Here is a 7563-nt window from a genome sequence, read left to right as displayed (position 1 = left end):
CAACAGGCCCCGCCCGCACGCCCAAAACCGCAGAATCAGCCGGAACGGGAATTAGCCCCTGACCCGACCGCCAACCCGGCCATCATGAAAAATCCGGGCTAGCTCGCGGCGGGCAGTGCATCGGGAATGTGCGGCTTGGTGTTGCCGGCGAAGGTGAACTTGGCGTCGTCGCCTTCGCCGTCCACATCGACTACAACAATGTCGCCGGCGTGGATTTCGCCGAAGAGGATCTTCTCGGAGAGCTGGTCCTCGATCTCGCGCTGGATAGTCCGGCGCAGCGGCCGGGCACCCATGGCGGGGTCGTAGCCGCGGGTTGCCAGGAGCACCTTGGCCGCGGGCGTGAGCTCGATGCCCATGTCCTTGTCCGCAAGGCGTTTCTCCAGCCGGCCGACGAACATGTCCACGATCTCGATGATTTCGTCCTGGGTCAGCTGCGGGAACACGATGACGTCGTCAACACGGTTCAGGAACTCGGGGCGGAAGTGCTGCTTGAGCTCCTCCGTTACGCGGGCCCGCATCCGGTTGTAGCCGGTCTGCGTGTCCGTGCCCGACTGGAAGCCGGTGGCCACACTCTTGGAAATGTCCCGGGTGCCGAGGTTGGTGGTCATGATGATCACGGTGTTCTTGAAGTCGACCACGCGGCCATGGCTATCTGTCAGGCGGCCGTCTTCCAGGATCTGCAGCAGCGAGTTGAAGAGGTCGGCGTGCGCCTTCTCCACTTCGTCGAACAGGACCACGGAGAACGGACGACGCCGGACCTTCTCGGTCAGCTGTCCGCCCTCGTCGTAACCGACGTAGCCCGGAGGGGCACCGAAGAGACGCGACACCGTGTGCTTCTCCGAGTACTCGGACATGTCCAGGGTGATCAGGGCATCTTCCTCGCCGAAGAGGAATTCGGCCAGGGCCTTGGCGAGTTCGGTCTTGCCGACGCCGGTGGGGCCGGCGAAGATGAACGAACCGCCCGGACGCTTCGGGTCCTTCAGGCCTGCACGGGTCCGCCGGATCGCCCGCGAAACCGACTTAATCGCCTCCTCCTGGCCAACGACACGTTGGTGCAGCTCGTCTTCCATCTTCAGCAGCCGCGAGGACTCTTCCTCGGTCAGCTTGACGACCGGGATGCCGGTGGCATTGGCCAGGACCTCGGCGATCAGGTCCTCATCAACTTCGGAGATGTCGTCCATGCCGCCGGTCTTCCACTGGCGCTCCTTCTCTTTGCGCACGGTCACGAGTTTCTGCTCCTTGTCGCGCAGCGACGCGGCCCCCTCGTAGTCGGAGGCGTCGATCGCGGATTCCTTCTCCAGCTTCATGGCGGCGATCTTCTCGTCCATGACCTTGAGCTCCGGCGGGGCTGTCATCCGGCGGATCCGCAGCCGTGCGCCGGCCTCATCGATCAGGTCAATCGCCTTGTCCGGCAGGAAGCGGTCCGAGATGTACCTTTCGGACAGGTTTGCGGCAGCGACCAGCGCGCCGTCGGTGATGGTAACGCGGTGGTGCGCCTCGTACCGGTCACGGAGGCCCTTGAGGATCTCGATCGCGTGAGCGACGGAGGGCTCCTTGACCTGGATCGGCTGGAAACGCCGTTCCAGTGCGGCATCCTTCTCGATGTGCTTGCGGTAGTCGTCCAGCGTGGTGGCACCGATGGTCTGGAGCTCGCCGCGGGCCAGCATGGGCTTCAGGATCGAGGCCGCATCGATGGCGCCCTCGGCGGCACCGGCACCGACCAGGGTGTGGATCTCGTCGATGAACAGGATGATGTCGCCGCGGGTGCGGATCTCCTTGAGGACCTTCTTCAGCCGCTCTTCGAAGTCACCACGGTAACGGGAACCTGCGACCACGGAACCCAGGTCCAGCGTGTACAGCTGCTTGTCCTTAAGAGTCTCCGGCACGTCCCCGCGGACAATCGCCTGGGCAAGACCCTCGACGACGGCAGTCTTGCCGACGCCTGGCTCACCGATCAGCACCGGATTGTTCTTGGTGCGGCGCGACAGAACCTGCATCACGCGTTCCATTTCGGACTCGCGCCCGATCACGGGGTCCAGCTTGTTTTCGCGCGCAGCCTGGGTCAGGTTGCGACCGAACTGATCCAGAACCACGGAACCAGAGGGAATCGCTTCAACATGATCCTGACGGGGGCCTGTGGTCTCCTTGCCCTGGTAACCCGAGAGCAGCTGAATGACCTGCTGGCGGACCCGGCTCGGATCCGCACCGAGCTTGACCAGCACCTGGGCGGCAACACCTTCACCCTCCCGGATCAGACCGAGCAGGATGTGCTCGGTACCGATGTAGTTGTGTCCCAGCTGCAGGGCCTCGCGCAGCGAGAGCTCCAGGACCTTTTTGGCCCGCGGGGTGAAGGGGATGTGACCGGATGGGGACTCCTGGCCCGGGCCGATGATCTCCTGTACCTGCTCGCGTACGCTGTCGAGCGAAATACTCAAGGACGCAAGGGCTTGGGCAGCAACACCTTCACCCTCATGGATCAGACCCAAAAGGATGTGTTCGGTACCAATGTAACCGTGGTTCAGCATGCGTGCCTCCTCTTGGGCAAGCACAACTACGCGACGGGCACGGTCCGTGAATCGCTCAAACATTTTCGCCACACTCCCGGCTACCCCCTTCTTTGATGCTACGTCGCCTTAGGCCCGCTTGGGGGCGTTCGCCGAAGCAGGATATTCGAGAACCGGATTCATCTGACGTCCCCTTGAGTTAGACAGCGACGGCAGGCGGGAGCGCTGCAGTCAGTGCGCGTTCAAGCAACATCAGGTCGATCTGACCAAGCACGTCAACACCGTAGATGAAGGCTTCCAACTCAAAGGGCCCGGCGTCATTTTCAGAAGTCGTCTGCACCGCATTTCAGAAGTCGCCTGCACTCGAACCTAGGCAATTCCGTCAACGCCCCCCTAGGTTGTGGAACCCCAACTTGCAGCGGATCTTGCCAGTCTCGGCCGTCGGCGGATGGGTCCCGACCAGAAGAAGATGCGCAGTGAGGTGTACTACTGATGTGAGACACAGTTTGAAAGGACTGTGCCCATGTCTTCCCGTCCCACTTATTCCGATGAGTTCAAGGCCGATGCCGTGAATCTCGTCATTTCCTCTGGCCGTTCGCCCGCCTCAGTTGCCCCCGAGCTGGGGATCTCCGTGACCGCGCTGAAGCGGTGGGTCCAGCTGCATCGGGAAGGAGAGGCCGGGGCCGGCGGCAAGCCTGATGATCCGGTGGATCCCGCGAAATACAAGGCGTTGGAGGCACGGCTGCGGGAGCTGGAGAGGGAGAATGATTTCCTGAAAAAAGTTTCGGCGTTCTTCGCCAAAGAACAACGGTAGAGGACCTCTACCGGCTTGTTCAGGAGAAGAACGCCGAATTCCCTGTCACCTGGATGTGCGCCCGGCTGGGCATTCCGCGGGCCTCGTATTACCGGTGGCTGGACCACGAAGAATCACCGACGGCTGTCCGGCACCGGGAGCTGACCGGATTGGTCAAGGCGATGTTCGATTCCTCCGACGGGATCTTCGGCCATCGCATGGTCCACACCAAACTCGCCGCCACGGGTGTGGAGATTTCCGTGGGGACGGTCGCTGCCATCATGGCGGAGAACGGCTGGGCGGCCAAGCGGATGCGTTTCCGTTCGTGATTCGGTTCTTTCCCTCTAGCCACTCGGTGAATTCGTCAGGGGCAGCCGGTTCAAACTGGTCGGTGTTCCTATTGGTGACGTAAGCAGTGCCGTATCGGTTCACAAACGGGACCACGTCGACATGGAAGTCGCCTGCATAGTCAATCGTCACGCAGCGCTTCTTCGCGAACGCATTGACTTGTACGACGCATTGCGCCCAAAAGCCTCGTACGACTTCTGCACGTAGTCACTGGGATTCCAGCCGTCGACCCCATCCATCGGGACTAACACGTCTGCGTCGAACTCTTTGTTACCAACAGGCTTGATTATGGTCCCGTGCGCGAAGGAGCCTTGCGGAATCACTTCGGTTACGTACTCACCAAAGACCTCATCGTTCGACAGGAAGTTTTCGATGGCGGTCACGCGTTGAGAAAGCAGGTTTAACCTGCCTTGGTTCAGATTGACCTTCTCCATGAGAAACGCCTTGAACTCACTGGGCTGACTCACGTTTTGTCCTCCTGGAGAAGTTCAGAGGCCCAGTAGCCAAGCACAACACGTTGACTTCAGATAGCGGCATCAATAGTCCACTCTGCCGTCTGGGCTATCTGGGTTGTCTGGCTGGCTGCGCCGTCTGCTGCTCCCAATCGTCGAATCTGGTTCTCTGAAGCCCATAGGATCCGAGAATCGGAACGACCTTTGAGCTTCCGCAACTCGGCGAGCTGATCGTCCGTGGGCAGAAGCTCCAGGATGTCTGCAATCAGCAATTCCTGGCTCTGCGCCCATTGGCTGTACCTCATCGGGTTATACCGACGCGTAACTCGGTCGTACTTGATCACTCGGAAAGCCTCCTCGGGCAGAATCCCCGTAGCAACAAGCTCTTCATAGAACTCGCGCCAGCCGTCGGTCTCACGTCCACGTTCTCCCTCGAACCATCGTACGAACGAAAGTAGATTTTTGCCCGGGACCCGCACCCGCAGGTCGCCCTCACTGACCGCGTCTGGGATCAACAAACTGTCGTTCAGGACGTTCAGGTCACTGAGCCTGCCTGACGATGACGGATGGGTCTTGTAGACACCCCCGACGGGTTGATACTGATCGAACCGTTGTCCCTTCACGAGTAAGTAGTCGCCATCAACCTGAATGCGATAGAGGTACGACGCTGAGATACGGACACGGCCTTTCCACGTACGTATGGAGTAACAGGCGATCTTCAGCAAACGAGAGTGAACAATCATTGTGTCTACCAGCGGTATGGCGAAGCCAACCGCGAGTCCGCTGGAGACTGCGAAAAATCCGCCGCCAGGATCCGAATTGATCATCACGACTGTCGACACAAGCAATACGACGAGATAGAAAAACAAACGAGCCACTGTCAGGGTCCTTAATCGCAGTCGTCGGCGAGTTGTTGATGGCGACCCAATAGGCAGACCTTGGAGCTGCCATTCAGGAAATTATGTTTGACATTGGTTGAGCGGAGGGCAGGTGCATGACTGCTGTATGACGTTGCGCGGCCTCGATGTCGATCAGCTGGGCGCCGAACTCGTCCAATGGCACCTTGGGCGCGCACTCAGCGTTTCATTGCTTGCCATCGATCGTGCCCGCTGTCTTCGTTTTCGAACATCAAAACCTAAACGAGGGTAGCCGGGACAGGACGCTGGATGGGCCAGGCTCGGGGCTGAGCGCTTCCCCGTGGCCGAGGCAGAAACGATGCTTTGTCGAACTAGCCAAGACCGAGGCCTAGAATACGTTCACGACTCACCCTCGTACTCAGACTCATGAGGACAACTACATCTTCGAAAGCACCAGCAGCGCTGGCGACGTCCTGCCCAGCTACCTGTTCGACGATGAAGGCAGCAACTATCGCCGCGCGATCCGCCCCCGGCCACGTCCATGCATCCACTCCGTCTTTGCGTGACGGCGATACAGGACTGTCTCGGTCTTGTCGTCCTCCAGACGGGATCCCAGGTAATTCAGAACGGGAACAGGGGCTATCGCGATGGGGCTCAGCAGGGATAGGCGCCGAAGACACCTCCGCCTTAGTTGCGAGTCCCGCAACTAAGGCCGAGCGTCTGTATCCAAGTACGTTGGGCCGTTTCGACGACTAGCCGGGCAACTCCAACTAGCCTCCGATCTCATAACAAGTTCCGAAAGATCTCAACTAGCTCCGAATCTCACAGTCGGCCTACTTGCAAGTCTTGCAAATAGGCCGACGAGTTCTTGCAAATAGATGCCCGTTCTTGCGCCTAGGGTGACATCTCTAACCCGAACTCGTCAGGGAACGCTTGAAAGACAACCCGCCAGCGGTCGGCTGGGCCCGGTAGTTGGCCAGCTGAGTGAATCAGTTGGCCGACTACCGTAAAACCTGGCCATCTAAGTTGGGAAATGGCCACGTAGCCTGGAACCTCACAGCCAACTAGCTTCCGATCTCACAACAACTGTAGATGGACAGGCAACTTGGTCCCGAGGACCATCGCTTGACCGCGTACTTCTGCGGCAGCAGTCGTTCGCTCGCGCCAGGCCATGGACAATCCAGATGATCCCATGTGCGCTCGTCGCGGTTTTATGCGACTCTGCCTCTGCGGCAGCAGTCGTTCGCTCGCGCCAGGCCAGCCACCTGAACGACCCCCGGGGCTAGCCAAACGCACCGCCCTCCGGCGGCAGATTGCAGGTATGAGCGGCTGCACGCCTCCAAAGACACGCCAGCACTCACGCCCCCGGGTCAGATGCTGGACTCGGGTTCGACCAGCATCAGGATCGTGTCCGGGCGTACGCCGTCGAATTTCATGGCGTCGGCCGCTGCCTCGGACTCCATCATTCGCTGGAACGTGTCCATGTCCGGGACTTCGACGATCAGGCCGACGCGGTTGGTTTTCCCCGGGTCGACAAAGGTTCGAACAGTCATGCCAATAGGTCCGAAGAGTTCATGGCGTCGCGGCGAGCTGAGCCAGTGGTCAACGTCGTCGACCTCATGGAAGATCAATAGAGTTGCCATCGTTGCCTCTGCTTTCGAAAGCGGTTTCAGGAGCCGGACTGGAAGGCAATCGCATGAGGAACTCCTAATCCAAGCAGAAATTACCACGGCCGCCTTATCTTCGATAGGCAGCGAGAAAAAAGGCGGCCTGAATCGTTCCCGGCGGCCTTCGTAGGTTCTGCCGGCGTGCTCCCCCGCGGCGAGTGTCAGCGTGACCCATATAGCCTCACGGCAAAGTGTCAGGAAATGCCACAACAGATCCCGATTTGCCGCGAGTATCGGTACTCAACTGACGTCAGTCAGGGATATGCCCTCACCGGACAGTCAAAGGGTCCTATCAGAACCGAGACTCCCGGGATCGTCTCAGCACCTCCCGCGCTGCACACAAGGACTCAAGCACCGCCTCGATACGCTCCGAAAAGGTAGCGACGGCACCGGTATGGCAATCGATTTGATCCAGGTGCTACCGAGCCAGCGAACCTGGATGGAGGAAGCTCGAACCGGCAAATGGCTTCTGGCCGGAGAACAGGTCTACCTGGAAGACTTCCATCTGGACGAGGCGTTTCTTCCAAGTAGAGAGTGTTCTTCCAATTGGGGCGCGCCTGGAGGTGGACGACCCAGATGGTCCTTTCTGCTCCCGGCGGGCTTTCATGCGGCCGAACTTCGGCTCTGTGTAGTTCAGCCGGCGGTGATGCAACTCGGGGCCAATGCCGATCGGGGCTTGAGAGTTCCACGTCGCGCCCCGGGTCTTCCGGCTTTTCTCTGCCCGCGCGGTCGGCCACGATACGTTTTGCCTGTTCAAGAAGGGCACGTTCGGCTACATTTCGCAGACCGCCAAAGAGTCCGGCCCCGCATGCGCGGGGGTGATTCCCAATCTGAGCCGTTGTCTAGGAGCGTGGGGCGGTAGTGGTTTTACGTGATCCACGAGAAGCCCTGCTTGCTGACTGGTAGCGCGTTGTCATCTTGATGGCCGGCTGTCAGCAGCGG

At 59.9% G+C, this 7563-nt stretch carries 5 protein-coding genes and 1 pseudogene; 2 read left to right on the top strand and 4 right to left on the bottom strand.

Features of this window, described 5'->3' with window-relative positions:
• Positions 1–98: 98 nt before the first annotated feature.
• A complete protein-coding gene (locus AC50X9_RS20905) occupies positions 99–2588 on the bottom strand; it encodes an ATP-dependent Clp protease ATP-binding subunit (protein ID WP_494896946.1) in 2490 nt (829 codons plus the stop codon).
• Positions 2589–3027: 439 nt separating this feature from the next.
• Here AC50X9_RS20905 and AC50X9_RS20900 point away from each other — a divergent pair, with 439 nt between their 5' ends.
• The gene (locus AC50X9_RS20900) at positions 3028–3318 is read left to right on the top strand and encodes a transposase (RefSeq protein ID WP_494896944.1); all 291 of its coding nucleotides are present in this window, start codon (positions 3028–3030) and stop codon (positions 3316–3318) included.
• 53 nt (positions 3319–3371) lie between these two features.
• Positions 3372–3626, top strand: a complete 255-nt coding sequence (locus AC50X9_RS20895; protein ID WP_494896943.1) for an IS3 family transposase — start codon at positions 3372–3374, stop codon at positions 3624–3626.
• On the opposite strand, the pseudogene AC50X9_RS20890 reads toward AC50X9_RS20895, so the two are convergent.
• From AC50X9_RS20890 to AC50X9_RS20880, 3 genes and pseudogenes are all read right to left on the bottom strand, one after another.
• Positions 3577–4079: pseudogene (locus tag AC50X9_RS20890) on the bottom strand (SMODS domain-containing nucleotidyltransferase). The gene AC50X9_RS20895 and the pseudogene AC50X9_RS20890 sit on opposite strands and share 50 nt — an antisense overlap.
• 89 nt (positions 4080–4168) lie before the next feature.
• Positions 4169–4975, bottom strand: a complete 807-nt coding sequence (locus tag AC50X9_RS20885) for an SMODS-associated NUDIX domain-containing protein (protein ID WP_494896941.1) — start codon at positions 4973–4975, stop codon at positions 4169–4171.
• Between the two features lie 1349 nt (positions 4976–6324).
• Positions 6325–6597, bottom strand: coding sequence for a hypothetical protein (locus AC50X9_RS20880; protein WP_494896939.1), 273 nt, complete (start codon positions 6595–6597; stop codon positions 6325–6327).
• Positions 6598–7563 lie beyond the last annotated feature (966 nt).

The organism is Pseudarthrobacter sp. HLT1-3, from assembly GCF_059383535.1.
This window is presented reverse-complemented; position numbering and strand designations above follow the sequence as displayed.